General features: G+C 71.9%; 11 protein-coding genes and 1 pseudogene. 5 read left to right on the top strand and 7 right to left on the bottom strand.

Annotated features, from left to right (window positions below):
• The 3 genes and pseudogenes from DKT69_RS17855 to DKT69_RS17845 all read right to left on the bottom strand — a co-directional run.
• A pseudogene (locus DKT69_RS17855) lies at window positions 1-133 on the bottom strand (IS607-like element ISCARN56 family transposase); the annotation flags it as partial.
• A gap of 155 nt (window positions 134-288) precedes the next feature.
• Window positions 289-1221 carry a carbohydrate kinase family protein gene (locus DKT69_RS17850; RefSeq protein WP_109802672.1) on the bottom strand — a complete coding sequence of 311 codons (933 nt, stop codon included), beginning with the start codon at window positions 1219-1221 and terminating at the stop codon, window positions 289-291.
• Between the two features lie 195 nt (window positions 1222-1416).
• Window positions 1417-2571 carry an XdhC family protein gene (locus DKT69_RS17845; protein WP_109802671.1) on the bottom strand — a complete coding sequence of 385 codons (1155 nt, stop codon included), beginning with the start codon at window positions 2569-2571 and terminating at the stop codon, window positions 1417-1419.
• Between the two features lie 231 nt (window positions 2572-2802).
• Between DKT69_RS17845 and DKT69_RS17840 the strand changes: the two genes are divergently transcribed.
• The 3 genes from DKT69_RS17840 to DKT69_RS17830 are packed head-to-tail and all read left to right on the top strand — an operon-like array spanning window position 2803 to window position 6519.
• A complete protein-coding gene (locus DKT69_RS17840) occupies window positions 2803-3303 on the top strand; it encodes a (2Fe-2S)-binding protein (RefSeq protein ID WP_375373544.1) in 501 nt (166 codons plus the stop codon).
• On the top strand, window positions 3290-4285 hold the full coding sequence (locus DKT69_RS17835; RefSeq protein ID WP_109802669.1) for an FAD binding domain-containing protein: 996 nt from the start codon (window positions 3290-3292) through the stop codon (window positions 4283-4285). The genes DKT69_RS17840 and DKT69_RS17835 overlap by 14 nt, the downstream gene beginning before the upstream one ends.
• Complete coding sequence (locus tag DKT69_RS17830) at window positions 4282-6519, top strand: xanthine dehydrogenase family protein molybdopterin-binding subunit (RefSeq protein ID WP_109802668.1); 2238 nt, start codon at window positions 4282-4284, stop codon at window positions 6517-6519. Before DKT69_RS17835 ends, DKT69_RS17830 begins: the two co-directional genes overlap by 4 nt.
• Window positions 6520-6639: 120 nt before the next feature.
• Here the strand turns inward: DKT69_RS17830 and asnB are convergent, their stop codons facing one another.
• A complete protein-coding gene (gene asnB / locus DKT69_RS17825) occupies window positions 6640-8601 on the bottom strand; it encodes an asparagine synthase (glutamine-hydrolyzing) (RefSeq protein WP_109802667.1) in 1962 nt (653 codons plus the stop codon).
• Window positions 8602-8712: 111 nt separating this feature from the next.
• Between asnB and DKT69_RS17820 the strand changes: the two genes are divergently transcribed.
• Both DKT69_RS17820 and DKT69_RS17815 read left to right on the top strand, forming a co-directional pair.
• Window positions 8713-10197: an aminopeptidase P family protein gene (locus DKT69_RS17820; protein ID WP_109802666.1), complete on the top strand. Its 1485-nt coding sequence runs from the start codon at window positions 8713-8715 to the stop codon at window positions 10195-10197.
• Between the two features lie 294 nt (window positions 10198-10491).
• Window positions 10492-12654, top strand: a complete 2163-nt coding sequence (locus DKT69_RS17815; RefSeq protein ID WP_109802665.1) for a hypothetical protein — start codon at window positions 10492-10494, stop codon at window positions 12652-12654.
• Window positions 12655-12732: 78 nt separating this feature from the next.
• Here DKT69_RS17815 and pulA read toward each other — a convergent pair whose 3' ends face one another.
• The 3 genes from pulA to DKT69_RS17800 form a co-directional block, all read right to left on the bottom strand.
• A complete protein-coding gene (gene pulA, locus DKT69_RS17810) occupies window positions 12733-18231 on the bottom strand; it encodes a pullulanase-type alpha-1,6-glucosidase (protein ID WP_109802664.1) in 5499 nt (1832 codons plus the stop codon).
• 193 nt (window positions 18232-18424) lie between these two features.
• Window positions 18425-19108 (bottom strand): cellulose binding domain-containing protein, encoded by a 684-nt coding sequence (locus DKT69_RS17805; RefSeq protein WP_109802663.1) that lies wholly within the window; start codon window positions 19106-19108, stop codon window positions 18425-18427.
• An 85-nt stretch (window positions 19109-19193) separates the two neighbouring features.
• Entirely contained in the window at window positions 19194-19874 is a 681-nt protein-coding gene (locus DKT69_RS17800) for a hypothetical protein (RefSeq protein ID WP_109802662.1), read from the bottom strand.
• Window positions 19875-20011 lie beyond the last annotated feature (137 nt).

The following is a 20011-nucleotide window of genomic DNA, read 5'->3' as shown; positions in this document are numbered from 1 at the left end:
CGTCGGTCACCTCCACCATGATCGTGCCGGACGGCAGACGCCGAGCGGGCACCGGCATGGTCCCCTCCCGGAACCAGCGGTACGCGGTCTGCGGGTGCACACCGTTACGGCGCGCCCACTCGGCAAGCTTCACAGAACGATACTAACACTCATATATTCGTATGTTTGATCACGGGAGAGTGAGCAGTTGTCAGCCCCCTCGCCGCACCCCCACCCCGGCGATCTTGCAGTTGGGTCCGCGATTCACCCCGGTCCGTGGCTTTCGCTCGGGCGCCGGCCCGCTGTCGGTCAGGACGGGAAGCGGCGGGCCAGGTCGGCGCGGGTGGGCATCGCGACGGCGCCGCCGGGGGACTCGCAGACCAGGCCGGCGACCCGCAGGGCGAACGCGACCCGCTGCTGCCAGCCGGCCGGGTCCGTGGGCTCGCCGTCGACGAGCAGCTCGGCGATGAGGGCGCCCATCACCGAGTCACCGGCACCGGTGGCGTCCACCGCCCGGACCTTGGGCGCCGGGATCCGTACCACGTCGGGGCCGGCGGCGACCAGCGCGCCGGCGGGGCCGAGGGTGACCACCACCGTGCCCGCGCCCAGCTCGCGCAGGTACGCGGCGACCCCCTCGACCGGCTCACGCGGATAGAGCAGCTCGGCGTCGGCGGTGCTGAGCTTGACCAGGTGCGCGCTCGCGGCGAACTCGGCCACCACCTCACGCAGCCGCTCGAGGGCCCCCGGCCGGCCCAGCAGCCGGGGCCGGACGTTCGGGTCGAACACCCGCAGCGCGCCGGCGATCGACCAGGCCCGGCGCGCGGCGGCGCGCACCGGCGGGTCGAGCAGCACGATCGATCCGCAGTAGAGCACGTCGGCGCCCTCGACCAGCGCCACGTCCAGGTCGTCGGCGGTGAGCAGCGCGTACGACCGGGGCTCGCCGTAGAAGCGGAAATCCGGTTCGGGGCCGGCGAAGGTGGCCACCGCGAGGGCGGTCGGCGCCGGCACGGTCACCGCGCCGGCCAGCCCGACCCCGGCCGCGCCCAGGAACGCGCGGATCCGGGCGGCGAGCGCGTCGTCACCGAGCGACCCGACGAACTGGACGTCTCCGCCGAGTCGGGCCACCGCGACGGCCACGTTGAGCGGGCCACCGCCGATCGCCTGCCGGTAGACGGGCTGCCCGTCGTACTCGGCGTCGAGCAGGTCGACCAGCGCCTCACCGAGCACCACCGCGTATCCCATTCCGGTCCTTTCGTCGTCGACGCCGCCGCACCGTCCACCGCGCCTCGACCGATCTTGTCGCCTCAGGCTGGCACAGTCCGCGGCCTGATGGCCGTCGAAAACACGGTATTGGCGTAGCGGGCCGGGTGCGAGTCGCGGGGTTGAGCGCCGAGCCACCAGGTGCGCCGGGTCCGCGCGGCAGGCGCGCGCTCCGGTCTATTCCGGACGGTGGATGGGTCCCGCCAGCTTCGCCAGCGCTCTGCCCGTCCCGCCCCAGCGGCCGGCGACGATCTGCGCCGCCACACTCACCGCAGTCTCCTCGGGCGTGCGCCCGCCGAGGTCCAGGCCGATCGGCGCGGCGAGCCGGTCGAGTTGCGCCACGCTGACGCCCGCCTCCCGGAGCTGCTTGCGCCGCTCGTCGTGGGTACGCCGGGAGCCCATCGCCCCCACGAACGCCAGCGGGTGCCGCAGCGCCAGGGCGAGCACCGGCACGTCGAACTTCGGGTCGTGGGTGAGCACGCAGACCGCGGTCCGCGCGTCCACGCGGCCGGCGTCCAGCTCCGCCCGCAGGTACCGGTGCGGCCAGTCCACCACCACCTCGTCCGCGTCGGGAAACCGCGGGGCGGTGGCGAAGACCGGTCGCGCGTCGCAGACGGTCACCCGGTAACCGAGGAACGCGCCGATCCGGGCGACCGCGGCGGCGAAGTCGATGGCCCCGAAGACGATCATCCGGGGCGGCGTGGCGTACGTCGCCACGAAGAGGCTGAGGCCGCTGCCGCGCCGCTGCCCGTCGTAGCCGTAGCGGAGCACCGCGCCGCGGCCGGCGGCGAGCAACCCGAGTGCGTCGGCGGAGGCCGCGGCGTCCAACCGCTCCCCGCCCAGCGTGCCGCTCGTCCCGTCCTCGGTCAGCACCAGCCGCCGGCCGAGCCGGCCCGCCGGGTCGGCCGGCGCCGCCAGCGCCGGTGGATCGCCCGCGTCGGCCGCGACGCAGGTGACCACGGCTACCGGCCGGCCGGCGCGCCGCGCGGCGGCGACCGCCCCCAGTTCCGGGAAGCCCGCCGGGTCGACCCGCTCCAGGAACACGTCGAGCTCCCCGCCGCAGGTGAGGCCGACCGCGTACGCGTCGTCGTCGCTGACCGCGTAGCGAGCGAGTTCCGGGGTTCCGGTGTCGAGGACGGCGCGCGCCCGCTCGTACAGGTCGGCCTCGACGCAGCCGCCGGAGACACTGCCGGTGACCGTGCCGTCGGCCGCGACCAGCATCGCGGCGCCGGGCGGTTGCGGTGCGGACCGCCGGGTGGCCACGACGGTGGCCAGCGCCACCGGCTCGCCACCCCGCCAACGTCGGTGCAGTTCGTCGAACACGTCCGGCACAAGTCCCGCCTCTCCGTCCGGTCGGCGCGCCGCCGGCTGACGGCCGGCGGAGAACCGAGGCGGCCGTCTGGGCCACCCCGGCACGCCGCGGCCGGTACGCCAGCGGCACCAAGTCCGACGATCTGCCCTTTCCAGAACATTCCGAAATATATGGTCGCTTCGGGCACGAGGAGGTGCGAGTTGGTGAAGTCGTACCAGGCGATCCGGACCGCTCCGGCCCCGGACAGCGCGGTGGTCCGGGGTCCGGGCGAGGTGGCGGTCCGCCTGCGGGTGAACGGGGAGACCCGGACGATGTCCGTCGAGCCGCGGGTCAGCCTGCTCGACGCCCTCCGGGACCGGCTCGAGCTGACCGGCACGAAGAAGGGCTGCAACCAGGGCGCCTGCGGGGCCTGCACGGTCTGGGTGGACCGGCGGCGGGTGCTGGCCTGCCTGACGCTCGCGATCAGCTGCGAGAACCGCGAGGTGGCCACCATCGAGGGGCTGGCCGAGGGGGACACGCTGCACCCGATGCAGCAGGCGTTCCTCGACGCGGACGCGTTCCAGTGCGGCTACTGCACGCCGGGGCAGCTCATGTCCGCGGTGGCGCTGCTGGCCGAGGGACACGCCGGCGACGACGCGGAGATCCGGGAGTGGATGAGCGGCAACATCTGCCGCTGCGCCGCGTACCCGCACATCCGCGCGGCGATCCGCCGGGTGCGGGACGAGCAGGGGGGCAGCGGTGCGGCCGATTAGCTACTCCCGGGTCGCGGACGTCGGCACCGCGATCGGCACCGTCAGCGCCGACCCGGAGAGCGCCTTCCTCGCGGGCGGCACCACCCAGGTCGACCTGATGCGGATCTACGTTGAGCAGCCGCGCCGCCTGGTCGACATCAACGACCTGCCGCTGACCCGCGTCGAGGAACTGCCCGACGGCGGGCTGCGGCTCGGCGGGCTGGCCCGGATGAGCGACGTGGCGGAGGAGCCGGCGGTGGTCCGGCGGTACCCGATGGTCGCCGAGGCGCTGCTGATGGGCGCCTCCCCGCAGCTGCGCAACATGGCCACCGTCGCCGGGAACCTGATGCAGCGGGTGCGGTGCAGCTACTTCCGGGACGTCGCGGCCGGCTGCAACAAGCGCGCCCCGGGCACCGGGTGCAGCGCGCTGGACGGCATCAACCGGGGGCACGCGGTGCTCGGCACCAGCGAGTGCTGCATCGCCACCCACCCCTCCGACGTCGCGGTGGCCCTGGTCGCGCTGGACGCGGTGGTGCAGACCGAGGGACCGGCCGGGCGGCGGAGCATCCCGATCGACGACTTCTTCCTGCTCCCCGGGCAGACCCCGGAACGGGAGCACCCGCTGACCCACGGCGAACTCGTGACCGGCATCGACCTGCCACCGCTCCCGGTCGCGGCCACCTCCCGGTACGTCAAGATACGCGACCGCGAGTCGTACGAGTTCGCGCTCGCCGCCGTCGCGGTGGCCATGTCGGTCGCCGGCGGCCGGATCACCGAGATCCGGCTGGCCCTGGGCGGGGTGGCCACCAAACCGTGGCGGGCCCGGGCGGCCGAGCGGGTGCTCGACGGCGCGCCGGCCGACACCGACTCGTTCACCCGCGCCGCGGAGGCGGAGCTGGCGTCGGCGGTGCCGCACGGGATGAACGCCTTCAAGATCGAGCTGACCCGACGGACCATGGTCCGCGCCCTGGCGGAGATGGCACAGCGGGAGGGGACGGCATGAGCCCGGCGATCGGCGGCACCCTCAACCGGGTGGACGGCCGCTTCAAGGTACGCGGCGAGTCGCGCTACTCGGCCGAGGTGCCGGTGACCAACCTGGCGCACGCGGTGATCGTGAACGCGAAGATCGCCAGCGGCCGGATCACCGCGATCGACACCAGCGAGGCCGAGCGGGCCGAGGGCGTGCTGGCCGTGCTCACCCACCGCAACCTGGGCCGGGTCGCCACCGTGCCGCGGCTGCTCCCCTCGCTGGCCGGGCTGGCCGCGCCGGGACAGACCTTCTTCCCGATGCAGGACGACACCATCCACTACGGCGGCCAGCCGGTCGCCGTCGTGGTCGCCGACACCATCGAACGCGCCGACCACGCCGGCACCCTGATCCGCATCGAGTACGAGACCACGCCCGCCACCACCCTGCTCGACCAGGCCCGCGACCGGGCGTACGTGCCGGAGCGGATCTTCGGCGGCCTGCTGCCCGGGCACGCGTCCCGGGGCGACGTGACGAAGGCGCTGGCCGAGGCGGAGGTGTGCGTGGACGCCACCTACCGGTTCGCGCCCAACCACCACAACCCGATCGAGCCGTCGGCCAGCACCGCCGTCTGGGAGGACGTCGACCGGCTGACCGTCTACGACTCCACCCAGGGACCGAACGCCGTCCAGTTCACCCTCGCCGAGCTGCTCGGCCTGCCACCCATCTCGATCCGGGTGGTCAGCCACGCCGTGGGCGGCAGCTTCGGATCCAAGGCGATGGTCTGGCACCACCCGGCAGTGGCCGCGCTCGCCGCCCGGCACGTGGGCCGGCCGGTGCGGCTGGTGCTCAGCCGGGAGCAGATGTTCACCTCCTGCGGGCACCGCGAGGAGCAGGAGCAGCAAATCACCCTCGGCGCCCGCGCCGACGGCCGGATCACCGCCCTGCGCCACCACAAGCTCTCCCTCACCTCGCCCTTCGACGACTGGGCGGAACCGTCGTTGCAGAGCCCGTCGGTGGCGTACACCAGCCCCAACTACGAGGGCGTCTACCACCTGGTCCGGGGCAACACCATCACCCCGACCTTCACCCGGGCCCCCGGGGAAGCGACCGGAATGTTCGCGCTGGAGTGCGCGATGGACGAGCTGGCCGAGCGGATCGGGATCGACCCGCTGGAGCTGCGGCTGCGCAACTACTCGGCGACCGACCCGGAGAGCGGCAAGCCGTGGTCCAGCAGCGGGCTGACGGAGTGCTACCAGCGGGCGGCCGAGCTGTTCGGCTGGCACGACCGCGACCCGCGGCCCCGGTCCCGGCAGGACGGGCAGTGGTTGATCGGCACCGGCATGGCCAGCGCGCTCTACCCGGTGACCCAGCCGGTGAACCCGCAGCGGGCCCGGGCCCGGCTCTACAACGACGGCACCGCGGTGGTCGAGGCCGGCGTCTCCGAGTTCGGCACGGGCGTGTTCACCGCGATGACCCAGGTCGCCGCGGACGCGCTGGGCATCCCGGTGGAACGGGTGCGCTTCGTCGGCGGCAGCAGCGACCTGCCGAACGTCACCGCCGCGGTGGGGTCCGCCGGCACCAGCGCGGTCGGCTCGGCCGTACACCTGGCGGCGAGCCAGCTGCGCGACGAGCTGATCCGGCGCGCGGTGGCCGACGACCACTCGCCGCTGCGCGACGCCGACCCGGCGAACGTGGAGGTCCGCGACGGCAAGATGGTGCTGCGCGACCGCCCCGACGTCGGCGAGACCTACGCCGACCTGATGCACCGCACCTTCGCCCCCGACGTGGAGGTGCTCGGCACCTGGAACCCGCCGCCGCAGGACGCCGGGTACGGCGTGCACACCTTCGGCGCGCAGATGGCCGAGGTCGCGGTGGACGCCGACCTCGGCGTGGTCCGGGTACGCCGGATGGTCGGCGTGTTCGCGCCGGGCCGGGTACTCAACCGCAAGACCGCGCACAGCCAGCTCATGGGCGGCATGCTCTGGGGGCTGGGCCAGGCGCTGCTGGAGGCCACCCGGATGGACCCGCGCCTGGGTCGCTGGGCCAACGCCAGCCTCGGCGACTACCTGGTCCCGGTCAACGCGGACGCCCCGGACGTGGTGGTCGACACCGTCGAGGTGCACGACGAGGTGGTCAACCCGCTGGGGATGAAGGGCGTCGGCGAGATCGGCGTGGTGGGTGCGGCGGCCGCCATCGCCAACGCCGTCTACCACGCCACCGGGCGGCGCCAGTACGAGCTGCCGATCACGCTGGAGAAGCTGCTCTGAGCACCGGGTGACACCGGCCGGGTCCCGCTGAACGATCAAGAGGTTCGCGCCCCGCCGGAGCCGCCTCCGGAAGCGCAAACCTCTCGACCAACAGCGGGCGGGCCGGACGCGGCCCGACGGTCAGCGGACCATGCTGCCGACCACCGGCTTGGTGAGCAGGGCGGACTGGTTGCGCTGGATGCCCGGGTCGAGGGTCTTGGCGACGAAGATGGCGTGCCAGATGCAGAAGATCAGCACGGTCCACACCTTGCGGGAGTGGTCGGCCTCCTCCCGCTTGTGCTCGTCCAGCAGCCGCATCGCGTACGGCAGGTCGATCAGGTCGCCGGCACCCGAGGTGGCCAGCACGTGCCGGGCCCACTCGTACATCTCGCCGCGCAGCCAGACCCGGGTCGGGGTCGGGAAGCCCAGCTTCTTCCGGTTGACGATGGCCGGCGGCACCACGCCCTGCAGCGCCTGGCGCATGGCGTACTTGGTGGCGTCGGAGCGGGGCGGCAGCTTCAGGTCCACCGGGATGCCGGCCGCGACGTTGAACACCTCGCGGTCGAGGAAGGGCACCCGCACCTCCAGCGAGTGCGCCATCGAGATCCGGTCGGCCTTGACCAGGATGTCGCCGCGCAGCCAGGTGTAGAGGTCGACGTACTGCATCTTGGTGACGTCGTCCAGCTCGGTGCACTCCGCGTAGATCGGCGCGGTGACGTCGGTGTAGCGGACCGAGGGGTCGTAGCGGCGAAGCAGGTGCTGCTTCTCCTCCTCGGTGAACATCCGGGCGTTGCCGTAGTAGCGCTGCTCGATCGGGGTGGTGCCGCGCTCCAGGAAGCTCTTGCCCTTGACCCCCTGCGGGATGGCCTTGGAGACCGCCCGCAGCCCCTTCTGCACGCCGTCGGGCAGGCCGTTGACCGCGTTGAGGGAGAGCGGCTCCCGGTAGATCGTGTAACCGCCGAAGAACTCGTCCGCGCCCTCGCCGGAGAGGACCACCGTGACGTGCTCGGCGGCCTTCTTCGCCACGAAGTAGAGCGGGACCAGCGCCGGGTCGGCCACCGGGTCGTCCAGGTGCCAGACGATCTTCGGCAGCGCGTCGATCATGTCCTGCGGCCCGATCTTGGTCGGGATGGTGGTCACGTCGAGGTGCCGGGCCGAGTCCTGGGCGACGTCGATCTCCGAGTAGCCCGGGACGTCGTAGCCGACGGTGAAGGTGAGGATGTTCGGGTTGAACTCGCGGGCCAGCGCGACCACCGCGGTGGAGTCGATGCCGCTGGACAGGAACGAGCCGACCGGCACGTCCGAGCGCATGTGCATCCGGACGCTCTCCCGCAGCGTCTCCCGGATCTCGTGGTAGAGCTTCTGCTCGTCGGAGACCGGGGCCGGCCGGAACACCGGCCGGTACCACCGGCGCACCTCGATCCGGCCGCCCGGTGTCCAGGTGAGGTACTCCCCCGACCCGATCCGGTTGATCCCCTTGTGCAGGGTGCCCGGCTCGGGGACGTACTGCAGGGTCAGGTAGTGGCTCAGGTTGGCCGCGTCGATCCCGGCGTCGCCGGCGTACGCGGACTGCGCGAACGGCAGCAGCGCCTTCTTCTCAGAGGCGAGGTAGAGGCCGTCGGCGGTCTCCAGGTAGTGCAGCGGCTTGATGCCGAAGTAGTCCCGGGCGCCGAACGCCCGCCGTTCCTGCCGGTCCCAGATGACGAAGGCGAACATGCCCCGCAGCCGGGTGAGCACCTGCTCGCCCCAGTAGTGGTATCCGGCGACGATCACCTCGCCGTCACCGTTCGTGGCGAACTGGGCGCCGAAGTCCCGGATCAGCTCGTCCCGCAACTCGATGTAGTTGTAGATCTCACCGTTGAAGGTGAGCAGGTAGCGGCCGCCCGCGTAGGGCAGCGGCTCGTGGCTGAGCGCCACGTCGATGATCGCCAGACGCTTGTGCGCGAACACCCCGTCCGCGTACTGGCCGGAGGCGTCGCCGACCACCTCGACCCCGGTCTCGTCCGGGCCGCGGTGGTGCAGGCACTCCAGTGCTCCGGCGATGTTGTCGCGGTGGGCGGCGGCGTCGCCGCGCGCGCTGAAGAAGGCCAGGAGTCCGCACATGGTGGTCATCTTTCCACGCGGCCGGACCGGACGTCGCGGCACCGCAGGCTCTTCCCGTCACGGTTCGCGCGGTACGGTCTGGACCAGCGACGAGGCGCAAGGAGGCGGATCATGGCCGAGGAGCGGGCGCAGCAGGGCAAGCCGGCGGACGGCACCGAGTCACACGACCCGGACTTCCCGGAGGCGTTCCTGGCGTTCATGCGGCAGGGCTGGCGGGACACCGAGCTGCCGGTGGGCCCGCGGCCGGAGGTGCCCAACTACGCCAAGCGGCGGGCCGCGCTCTCCACGGCCTTCCCCGGCGAGACCCTGGTCATCCCCACCGGCGGGGAGAAGGTACGCGCCAACGACACCGACCACCCATTCCGGCCGGGCAGCGACTTCGCGTACCTGACCGGCGACCACGACCCGGACAGTGTGCTGGTGCTGCGGCCGAACGGCTCCGGGCACGACGCCACGCTGTACATGCGGCCCCGGTCGTCCCGGAAGACCGACGAGTTCTTCCGCAGCCGGCACGGCGAGCTGTGGGTGGGCCGGCGGCACACCCTCGGCGAGAAGTCGACCGAGCTGGGGCTGCCGACCGCCGACCTGACCGAGCTGGACACGGCCCTGGCCGACTGCGCGCCGGGGCGTACCCGGGTGTTGCGCGGTTTCGACGCCCGGGTGGACGCGGCCGTGCGGCCGTTCGACGGCGCCCGCGCCGAGGGCCAGCCGGCCCGCGACCGGGAGCTGGCCATCGCCATCTCGGAGCTGAAGCTGGTCAAGGACGAGTGGGAGATCGCCCAGCTCCAGGAGGCGTGCGACGCCACCGTCCGGGGCTTCGAGGACGTCGCCCGGGCGCTGCCGGCCGACCGTGGGGTCTCCGAGCGGCTGCTGGAGGGGATCTTCGCGCTGCGCGCCCGGCACGACGGCAACGACGTCGGCTACGGCTCGATCGTCGGCGCCGGCGAGCACGCCACGATCCTGCACTGGGTGCACAACCACGGCGCCACCCGCCCGGGCGAGCTGCTGCTGATGGACATGGGCGTGGAGAACCGCAACCTCTACACCGCCGACGTCACCCGGGTGCTGCCGGTCGACGGCCGGTTCACCCCGTTGCAGCGCCAGGTGTACGACGCGGTCTACGCCGCGCAGCAGGCCGGGATCGACATCATCAAGCCGGGTGTCGCGTTCCGGGAGGTGCACCTGACCGCGATGCGGGTGCTCGCCGAGGCGCTCAAGGATCTCGGGCTGCTGCCGGTGAGCGTGGACGAGGCGATGGACCCGGCCTCGACCGTCTACCGCCGGTGGACCCTGCACGGCACCAGCCACATGCTCGGCATCGACGTGCACGACTGCGCCAACGCCCGCAAGGAGAAGTACCGCGACGGCGCGCTCGGCGAGGGCTACGTGCTGACCGTGGAGCCGGGGCTCTACTTCCAGCCCGAGGACGAGCTGGTCCCCGAGGAGCTGCGCGGCATCGGCGTCCGGATCGAGGACGACATCCTGGTCACGGCGACCGGCGCGGTGAACCTGTCCGCCGGCCTGCCGCGCCGCTCGGACGAGGTGGAGACCTGGCTGGCCGAGCAGCGCGAGGCGGGTCCGCGCCTGCCGGGCTGATCCGGGTACGACCCACGGCGGGCCCCGCCGCCGGCGTCTGCGACGTATCTCGTCGTTACGACACCGGTGGCGGGGCCCGTCGCCGTTTCCGCTGCTCGGAGCCTTTCCTGCCGGTGCGCCCCGGCCATGCCGACCGCCCCGGATGTGAGCGGAATGCGGGCTTTTTTCAGATACGTCCTCGTCGTGAGGATCCTTCTCATACGGTGTGCATCAGAGGCTGCAACCGATTTGTAGCTGGTCGCCCCACCTCAGGCGGGTCGGCCCCTTTGTAGCACGAAAGGGCGGAAGGCTCTGATGTCCAACGACGTAACGACTACCGACGGCGGGGCGCCGATGCCCCCGCCGACGAACAGGCGGCGGGCGCTCTGGGTCGCCACCGGCGTGGCCGGGCTGACCGGCGTCGTCGGTCTGGCGGCGCTGGGTGGTCTCGCGGCTCGAGACGACAAGTCCGACGACCCCCAGCGCGTCGCGGAGAACCACGCGGCGGCGCCCCAGAACGCCGCCGACGCCGGCAAGAGCGGCGAAGGCCATGACGCCAGGGAGGAGGCCCGTGACGAGAAGGGTCACGAGGGTGAGGACCGTGGTGACTGGGACGATCACGGGCGGGTGCGGGAGGTGCCGTGTGACGAGGAGGAGCTGATCGAGGCGGTCGATCAGGCGAACCGGGATCAGGGCGGCACGTTGAAGCTGGCCGAGCACTGCACCTACGAGTTGAGCTTCTCCGACAAGAAGGACCTCGCGGGTCTGCCGACGATCAAGCAGGACATCACGATCAAGGGCAACGACTCGACGATCAAGCGGGACTCCGAGGACGCGTTCCGGATCTTCCGGGTCGCCGACGGTGGTGACCTGACCCTGAAGGACCTCACCGTCAAGGGCGGCAACGCCTCCGAGTTCAAGTACGGGTCGGGGCCGTCCTCCGGCTCGCAGGGCTCCGGCTCGCAGGGCTCCGGCTGGCAGGGCTCCGACTGGCAGGGCTCCGGCTCACAGGGCGCCCCGGGTGGCGCGCCGGGCGCCGCGGGTGCGCCGGGTGGCCAGGGTGCGCCGAGCGGCGCGCCGGGTGCCGCGGGTGCGCCGGCCGCCCAGGGCGGGCCGGGCATGCAGATGGCGCCCGCCGCCCAGACCGGAGCGGCCGTTCAGGCCGCGCCAGTGGCCCTGGCCGCGCCGGCCGCGCCGGCCGCACAGGGCTCGGGCCCGGGTTCGGGTTCGCAGGGCTCGGGTTCGTGGTCGGGCGACAAGGACAAGAAGGACGACCGCAAGAAGGACGACCGCAAGAAGGACGGCGAGGGTGACGGCGGCGCGCTGCTGGTCGAGCGTGGCGGCAGCGCCCACCTGAAGAACGTGAAGCTGACCGGCAACAACGCCGAGAACAACGGCGGCGCGATCGCCAACTTCGGCCGGGTCGACCTCGAGGACAGCAAGGTCGAGAACAACCACGCCCAGAAGGACGGCGGCGGCATCTTCAACCGCGGCACCCTCAAGGTCAAGGACACCCACATCAGCAACAACACCGCCGGCAAGAACGGCGGGGGCATCGCCAACGGCAACGGCAAGCACGACGACCACGACAAGAACGACCACGACAACAACGGCTACGACAACAACGGCTACGACAACAACGGCTACGACAACAGCACCTACCACAACGGCGGCTACGACAACAACGGCCACGACAAGGACCGCAAGGACCGCGACGAGGCCGGAACCGTCGAGATCACCGGCTCCGCCAAGGGCAAGGACGAGGTCAAGAGCACCATCGACAACAACAAGGCCGGCAAGAACGGCGGCGGCCTGTCCAGCTCCGGCGGCACCGTCACGATCACCCTGACCGTGATCAGGAACAACACCGCCTGCGAGAGCGGCGGCGGCATCTACGCCCTCGACACCGACCTCAAGCTCGACAAGGTCATCGTCGCCAAGAACCACGCCGACAAGGACGGCGGCGGCATCGTCAACACCGGCGGCGAGGACAAGAAGAAGGACTGGTCCTCCAACGGCGGCGACAAGAAGGACGACGGCGACAAGAAGGACGACGGCGACAAGAAGGACGAGAAGAAGTCGGACGCCACCGCCACCATCTCCGACAGCGACATCGTCGACAACACCGCCGGACGCTTCGGCGGCGGCATCTTCAACGGCGACACCGACGTGAAGATCGACGAAGGCTACCAGGACAAGAAGGACGGCAAGGACGACAACGCCACCCTGACTCTGCGGGACACCGAGATCAAGGGCAACACCGCCCTCAACGGCGGCGGCATCTTCAACAACAAGGGCAAGGTCACCCTGACCGACACCCGCGTCACCAAGAACACCGCCACCGACCCGTCCAAGAACCACCGCGTCGCCGGCGGCATCCTCAACAACGAAGGCACGGTCAAGCTCGACGACGAGTCCACCGTCACCGACAACGACCCGACCAACTGCGCCGGCACCGTCGAGGACTGCTTCAACTGATCGACGGTCAGCGAACGGATCCGCGCAGCCGTCCGGCCCCCTGCCACCTCGGTGGCAGGGGGCCGGACCGTCGTCAGGTCAGCTCTGGACGAAGACGGCCACGCTGCGCGCCGGCACGGTGAAGGTGCCGCTCGCCGGGTCGAACGAGGCGGTCCGCAGTACCGGGTCAACCGAGTTCCGCAACACCGGGTGCAGGGCCACGCTCGCCCCGCGCAGGCCGGTCACCGTCTGCTCCGCCGCCGCCGGCGTGCCGTTGAAGACCACCGTCACCGACTTCCACTTACCGTCCAGTCCACGGCCGTCCAGGGTCATGGTGAGCACGCCCGGGGTCTCCTGCTCGCCGGAGAGCGGGAAGGCGACCCGCTTCTGCACCTGGTCGGCGGTGGCCAGCCCGAAGACCGGCGACGACCGCCGAACCTCCAGCAGCTCCGCGTACCGGCCGTCGGCCAGGTTGATCGCCGCGCAGTCCGGCACCAGCTTCGGATCGGCCAGCAGCGGCTTCGCGTACGACCACTTGCTCTCGTTGTCCTGTGCCGGGGGGAGACCGGCGCCGAAGCCGTTGCCCTGGGCGCAGTCCCAGCGGATCTGGTTGAACCAGTCACCGGAGTTGAACGAGTTGCGGTCCAGCGACTTGGAGCGCAGCCGCTCCGAGCCGGCCGTCACGAAGCCCGTGCCCTGCCCGAAGGCGGTGGTCGCCAGGGCGAGCACCTGCATCCGGGCCCGGTCATGCGCTGAGGTGCCCTGCGGCAGCTTGTACGCCAGCGCGTCGTACAGGATCTCGTTGTCGTGCGCGTCGACGTAGGTGACCGCCTCGCCCGGCGCGGCGGTGTAGCCGGCCGGCGCGCCGTTGTAGTCCACCTGCGCGCCGGTGACCGTCCTCCCGGAGGAGTCGGTGAACCGGTAGCCGCGCAGGTTGCCGGTCAGCCCGACCTTGATCAGGTCCTGGGAGTGCAGCAGCCGCGCCTTCTGCTCGGCCGCCGACCCGTTGACCGGATCGCCGTTCGGGTCGGTGTACAGCCCGGAGGCGAAGCCCTGGATCCGCGGGTTGCCGTCGAACGGGCCGCCGCCACGGACCGCGTCGCGGAGCCGGTCGTTGAAGGTGCCGATCCCGGTGCCGGCCATGTTGGCCTGGGTGGCCTGCACGAACCGGGCGTCGTCGGCGACCTCGCCGAAGTTCCAGCCCTCGCCGTACAGCAGGATCTTCTTCCCGTCCACGCCGTCGCGCGCCACGGTGAGCTTGTCCAGCGCGGCCCGGACGGCCAGGATGTTCGCCTTCGGGTGGTGGCCCATCAGGTCGAACCGGAAGCCGTCCACCTTGTACTGCCTGGCCCAGGTGACCAGGGAGTCCACCACCAGCTTGCCCATCATGGCGTGCTCGGGCGCGGTGTTGGCGCAGCAGGTCGAGTTGGCGACGCTGCCGTCGGACAGCAGCCGGTGGTAGTAGCCCGGCACCACCTGGTCGAGCACCGACTTGGGGTCGGTGCCGGCGGCGGAGGTGTGGTTGTAGACGACGTCCATCACCACGCGCAGGCCGGCCTGGTTCACCCCGGCGACCATCTGCCGGAACTCCGTGGTCCGCTGCGCCCCGGCCGGGTCGACGGCGTAGCCGCCCTCCGGCACGGTGTAGTGCAGCGGGTCGTACCCCCAGTTGAAGCCGTCCTTCTCGGCCACCGCGGCGACGCACTTCTGCTGCTGGTCGGAGTCCGGCGGCAGCGCGGCCAGGTCGCAGGCGGGCTGCTGCTGGTCGGCCCGCTTCTCGGGGATGGTGGCGAAGTCGAACGCCGGCAGCAGGTGCAGGTAGTTGACCCCCGCGTCGCCGAGTGCCTTGAGGTGCTTCATGCCGGTGGTGTTCGGGTCGGTGAAGGCGAGGTAGGTGCCCCGCCGCCCGGCCGGCACGCTCCCGTCGGCGATGGAGAAGTCGCGGACCGACAGCTCCTGGATCTGCGCCTTCGACGACGGCACCGCGGCCGGCTTGCGCAGCGTGGCCCAGCCGGCCGGGGCCAGCGCCGGGTCGGTCAGGTCGACGATCTGGCTGTGCGTCGAGTCCGGCGCCAGGGCCACCGAGTACGGGTCGGTCACCGCGGCGGTGACCACCTTCTGCGCTGCCGGCTGCCAGGCCTCGACCTGGTAGCGGTAGTACTTGCCGGTCCAGCCCTTCGTGCCGCGCACCGACCAGACGCCGGTGCGGTCGTTGCGGCTCATCGACACGGTCTTCGGCTCGGCCGTCGGCGAGTCGAAGAGCTGCAACGCGACCGTACGGGCGGTGGGCGCCCAGACGGCCAGGGTGGGCACCTTGCCGGCGAACGTGGGCCCGAGCTTGGCCGTGGTGGCGGCCCGGTAGACGTCGTCGAGCACGCCCGGGATCTGCACGCCGGTCGCGCCGAGCAGCGTGCCCTCGGCGTCCCGCTCGGTCACCGCGAGCTGCCCACGCAGCGCCGCCGGCACCTTCGCCAGGTCCGCCTGGTCAAGGCTGAAGGCGTGGTAGGCCCACAGGTGCGGGTAGGCCGTCCGCTGGGCCTCGGTGAGCCCGTTGCGCTGCGCCCGCAACGGCAGCGTGATGTACGTCCCGGCCAGCTCACCGTCGGCGATGCTCAGCCCGCCGGTCGGGGCGGCGACCAGGGCGTACCGCTTGCCGTCGGTCGGCCCGGTCTCCCAGGCGACGGTGGACCGGTCGATCCACTGCGCCCTCTGCTTGGTGATGTCGACGTCCTTGGCGACCCCGGAGGAGGTGGCGGGCAGCAGCCGCCCCTTGACCCCGGCGAGCAGCCAGACCTCGTGCCCGGCGGCGGCGAAGTCCAGCCGCTGGTCGTCGGGCTGATCCTTGGTGTCGCCGTTGTGGATGATGTAGCTCAGCCCGGTCGCCCCGGCGGCCAGCGGCACCCGGAAGACCGCGCCGAAGGAGTCGACCTTCTCCGGCTTGAGCGGGCTGCCCCAGTCGGTCGGGTTGGCGGCGCCGTCCCACAGGTGCAGGCCCCAGCCGTCGTAGTTGTTGTCGGCCTTGCGCCAGTGGATGACCGCGGTGCTCTGGTCCACGGCCGGATCGGGCTCGCCGGTGGCGGCCTGCCGGGTCGGGTAGAGCGCGCCGTCGCCCTGCTTGACCCAGACCTCGCCGGTCTGCGTCACGTCGATGGTGCGGTCGTTGCCGACGTCCTTGTTGCCGTTGGAGTCGACCACGAGGAAGCCGACGGACTTGGCGCCGGGCTTCAGCTTGACCCAGGCGAACCGGCCGAACGAGTCCTCACCGGCGAACGGCTGCCCTTTGGGCCACTCGGTGGCGTACGCCGGGTCGATGTCGCCCCAGGTGTAGAGGCCCCAGTCGTCGTACCCGCCGGCCGGGCGCTGGTAGTGCACCACCGCCCAGTCCCGCGAGGCGCTCTGCGCCGGGGTGCCGACCACGCCGGTGGCGCGGGCGCTGGCCACCCGGCCCTTGCCGTCGCGGACCACGGCCTTGTACTCGACCTTCGTCCCCCCGGCCAGTCCGGTCAGGTCGTGGTGGACGGTGTACGGGGCCTTGTGCGCGCTGCCCAGCAGCGTCCACTTGCCACCGGGGACCCTTGCGGCGAAGGTGACGGTGGCCAGCGGGTCGCCGGTGACCTGGGCGGTGGCGGCGGCCTTGGTGGCGACCGGGGCGTCGCCCGGCGCGGTGATGGTGATGCCCGGCGCGGCGCCGGCCTGCGGGATGGCGCGGTCGGCCTTGAGCACCACGGCGGACATCGCCGGCACGGTCAGGCTCAGCTTGCCGTCGGCGGCGGCCGTCGAGGTGGCCGAACCGCCGTAGACGCCGGCGAAGGTGGCGCCGGCCGACCAGGTGTCCACGGAGACAGTCTGCGCGGTGGCGGCGTTGTTGACCGCCACGACGTACTCGGTGCGGTCGGACGGCAGGATCCGGGAGAAGGCGAAGACGCCCGGCCCGTCGGCCGCGTACCGGGTGACCTGGACGCCGTCCCGCAGCGCCGGGTGGGCCTGCCGCAGCTCGCCCAGCTTCGCGATGGTGCGGTACAGCGGGTGGCTCTTGTCGTACTGGTCGCTGGCGTGGGTGCGGGTGGTGCCGATCAGGTCGTCGTCGAGGTAGTCCGCCGTCTCGCTGGCGAACATGTCCTGCCGGGCGTCCTTGTCCCCGCCCGGGCCGGTGAAGCCCTGCTCGTCGCCGGAGTAGACGACCGGCTGGCCGCGGGTGAGGAACATCAGCTGGTGGGCGAGCTGGTCGCGGCGCAGCTGGCTGGCGTCGTCGCCGCCGGTCGCGGCGATGAACGAGCCGATCCGGCCCATGTCGTGGTTGCCGAGGAAGGTGGTCAGCCGGTTGGCGTCGGTGTCCCGGGCGGCGTAGAGGTCGTCCCGGGCGTACATGTCGGCGAGCGCCTTGGCGGAGCCGTCGGCGGCGGTGTAGCCGCGGGCGGCCTCCTGGAAGGAGAAGTCGAGGGTGGCGGGCAGACCGCCCTGCCGGACGTACGTCGACTCGATCTCCTGGTCGGCGCTGTAGACCTCGCCGAACATGAAGAAGTCCTTCTTGCCGGCCTGCTCGGCGGCCCGCTCGATGCCCTGACTGAACTGCGGCCAGAAGTCGAGGTTGGCGTGCTTGACGGTGTCCAGCCGGAAGCCGTCGACGCCGGTGCTGCCGATCCAGTCGCCGTAGACCTTGGTCAGCCCGCGCACCACCTCGGGACGCTCGGTCCACAGGTCGTCCAGGCCGAAGAAGTCGCCGTACTCGCTGTTCTCGCCCGCGAAGGTCGAGTCACCGCGGTTGTGGTACATGGTCGGGTCGTTCAGCCAGGCCGGGACCTTGACCTTCGCGTCCGCCGCGCTGGCGAACGTCGGCGTGTACGGGAACGACGTCAGGTCGACCTTCGGGAAGTCCCGGGTGCCGTCGGCGTAGTTGCGGTCCTCGAAGGCCCGCCCCTGCGCATCCTGGTAGGGCGCGGTCTTCTTGTCGACGTACGCGTACCTGTCCTCGGCGTACCTGATGACGTCGGCGGTGTGGTTGACGATGACGTCGAGGTAGACCTTGATGCCCCGCTGGTGGGCGAGCGTGACCAGCCGCTTCAGCTCCTCGTTGGTGCCGAAGTGCGGGTCGACCTGGGTGAAGTCGGTGATCCAGTAGCCGTGGTACCCGGCGGAGACGTCCGCGCCGGTGCCCTGCACGGGCCGGTTCTTGAAGATCGGGGCGAGCCAGATGGCCGTGGTGCCGAGCCCCTCGATGTAGTCGAGCTTGTTGATGACGCCCTTGAGGTCGCCGCCGTGGTAGAAGCCCTTGTCCTTCGGGTCGAGCCCGGTGCTCAGCCGGTCACCGGTGAGGCCGCCGGTGTCGTTGCGCTGGTCGCCGTTGGCGAAGCGGTCCGGCAGGACGAAGTAGAACTGGTCGGCCTGCGCGCTGTTGGCGCCGGCCTTGAGCAGGGCCTCGGCGGACGGTTCCTGGCGCCACTGCGCCGCGCCGGCGGCCGCGAGGAGGTCGGCGCGGGAGGAGCCGTCGGTGGCGTCGGCGCCCAGTTGGTGAACGGCGACCGGCACGCCGACGAGGGCGAGGGTGAGGGTGGAAACCAAGGCGAGCAGGGCGTTGCGGGATATCGGCGGGGGTTTCATCGACGGCCTTCCTCTGGTCGCTGATTCGCCCGCACGCTAGCCCTTGCCGAAACATTCTGCAATACCTTGCAAACCAAGTCGCAACAAAGCAGTCACCTTGCGAAACGGAGCATCGACCGGGCCGCCCGGGACCATTGCGGACGGTGATCAGGATGCGGCCACCATCGGCCGGCGACGTGGACCGCGCGCCGGCTCAGAAGCCGGAGCAGCGCGAGTCGTTGACGGTGCAGAGTTCCGGGCGGGTCGTGCGGGTGTTCTCGACCTGGAACTGCAACGGCACCGACCTTCCGGGCGCCAGGTCAGCCCCACTCCGGTACGTCAGGACGCCGTCGGACACGCGGCCACTTCCCCCCTCCGCACCGGCCACCCAGAACCCGACTATCCGTCCCTCGGGGAACGCCAGCCGCACCGTCCAGCCGCGGGCCGTCGAGCCGGCGTTGACGATCAGCACCTCACCCAGGAAACCGCCGTCCCAGGTGTTGGCCACCCCGTATCGCCCGGTCACCGACGGGCGCACCGGGGGTGGGGTCGGCCGTTCGGTGCCCCCACCACCACCCGCGCGCGCCGACGCGCTCGACGTCGGCCGGCCGGTGCTCGGCAGGACGGTCGACCGTGGCGACAGACCGGGCACCGCCGGCGGGGTCCTGGTCGACGCCGCGCGGGACGGTGTGCCAGGTGGCAGGCCGGGCAGCGGGACGGTGGCGACCGGCGGACCCGGCCGGGCATCGATGTACGGCCGCCGCCCGCGGGTCGAGGCCAGCGCGAGGACCAGCAACACCACCATCACGATCACGCCGATCGACACCACGATCCAGGGCGAGGAGGCGATCGCGGTACTGGCGCCGGGCAATGGCCGGGTGCGACGCGTGCCGGACATGGCCCCTCCCCTGTCGATCCCGTCGAGTGAGCGTAGCGATCGGGACCAATGCCGGAAAGTGCCCGGTCCCGGGCAGGGCGTGCGGTCAGCCGATGGTGCACGCGTTGCCGTTGACGGTGCACTGACCTGGCCGATCACCGCTGCCCGTACGACTGAACCGCATCTGCACCACGGCGCTCTGCCCGGCGCCGAGCGGATCGGTGCCGCGCAGCACGAACCAACCGTTGCCCTGCGAGGTCACCGACAGCCCCGAGCCGGAGGACGCCTGGATGCCCTTCACATTGCCGGTGAAGAGCAGCTCCACCCGCCAGTCCTGACCCCGGGCGGACCCGTTGCTGACCGTCAGCCGGGCCTCGAAGTAGTCCCGCCCACTCGCCGTGGCCTGGTAGCGCGCGGCCAGCGCGCCGGTCCGTGGGGCGGCCGCCGTGGCGGGCGCCGACGCCGAGGCGGACGGCCGGGCGGAACTGGCCCGCCGCGACGGGGTGCTGCTGGCGGACACGGTCGGCGAGGCGGTGGTGTCGACGGCGATCAGCGGGGCGTCGGTCGGCGCGGGGGACGTCGTCGTCTCCGCCACGGTGGGCAGGTAGATCGGCGGCGCCGGCGCCGGCGCCGCCGACTGTCGCTCCGGCCCGCGCAGGGACAGCAGGGCCACGAGCAGCAGGACGGTCAGCAGGCTGACGCCCAGCAGCACCACGACCCAGGGCAGCGACGTCAGTACCCTCGGTACGGACGACGACCCCGACCGTTCGTCGCGCCGAATGCCCATCAGGTCCCGTTTCCTCTCATGATGCTTTGGTGAGCATGTGATTGGATGTCCCGCCTTGCGGTGGGACGGTCCCGGTCTTGCTCGCCGAAGCGATGCCGGGTTGACGCTTCACGGCCACCGGCCCGCCTCGGCGGGTC

It is taken from the genome of Micromonospora sicca (genome assembly GCF_003172935.1).
Taxonomy (GTDB): Bacteria; Actinomycetota; Actinomycetes; order Mycobacteriales; family Micromonosporaceae; genus Micromonospora; species Micromonospora sicca.
Note: the sequence above shows the minus strand (reverse complement) of the source record. Positions and strands in the feature narration are given on the sequence as shown.

What these genes read in the sequence shown, in the direction of transcription:
- DKT69_RS17800 (WP_109802662.1), bottom strand. Translation starts at nt 19,874, where the DNA reads ATGGGCATTCGGCGCGACGAACGGTCGGGGTCGTCGTCCGTACCGAGG.
- DKT69_RS17830 (WP_109802668.1), top strand. Translation starts at nt 4,282, where the DNA reads ATGAGCCCGGCGATCGGCGGCACCCTCAACCGGGTGGACGGCCGCTTC.
- asnB (WP_109802667.1), bottom strand. Translation starts at nt 8,601, where the DNA reads ATGTGCGGACTCCTGGCCTTCTTCAGCGCGCGCGGCGACGCCGCCGCC.
- DKT69_RS17815 (WP_109802665.1), top strand. Translation starts at nt 10,492, where the DNA reads ATGTCCAACGACGTAACGACTACCGACGGCGGGGCGCCGATGCCCCCG.
- DKT69_RS17820 (WP_109802666.1), top strand. Translation starts at nt 8,713, where the DNA reads ATGGCCGAGGAGCGGGCGCAGCAGGGCAAGCCGGCGGACGGCACCGAG.
- DKT69_RS17850 (WP_109802672.1), bottom strand. Translation starts at nt 1,221, where the DNA reads ATGGGATACGCGGTGGTGCTCGGTGAGGCGCTGGTCGACCTGCTCGAC.
- DKT69_RS17805 (WP_109802663.1), bottom strand. Translation starts at nt 19,108, where the DNA reads ATGTCCGGCACGCGTCGCACCCGGCCATTGCCCGGCGCCAGTACCGCG.
- pulA (WP_109802664.1), bottom strand. Translation starts at nt 18,231, where the DNA reads ATGAAACCCCCGCCGATATCCCGCAACGCCCTGCTCGCCTTGGTTTCC.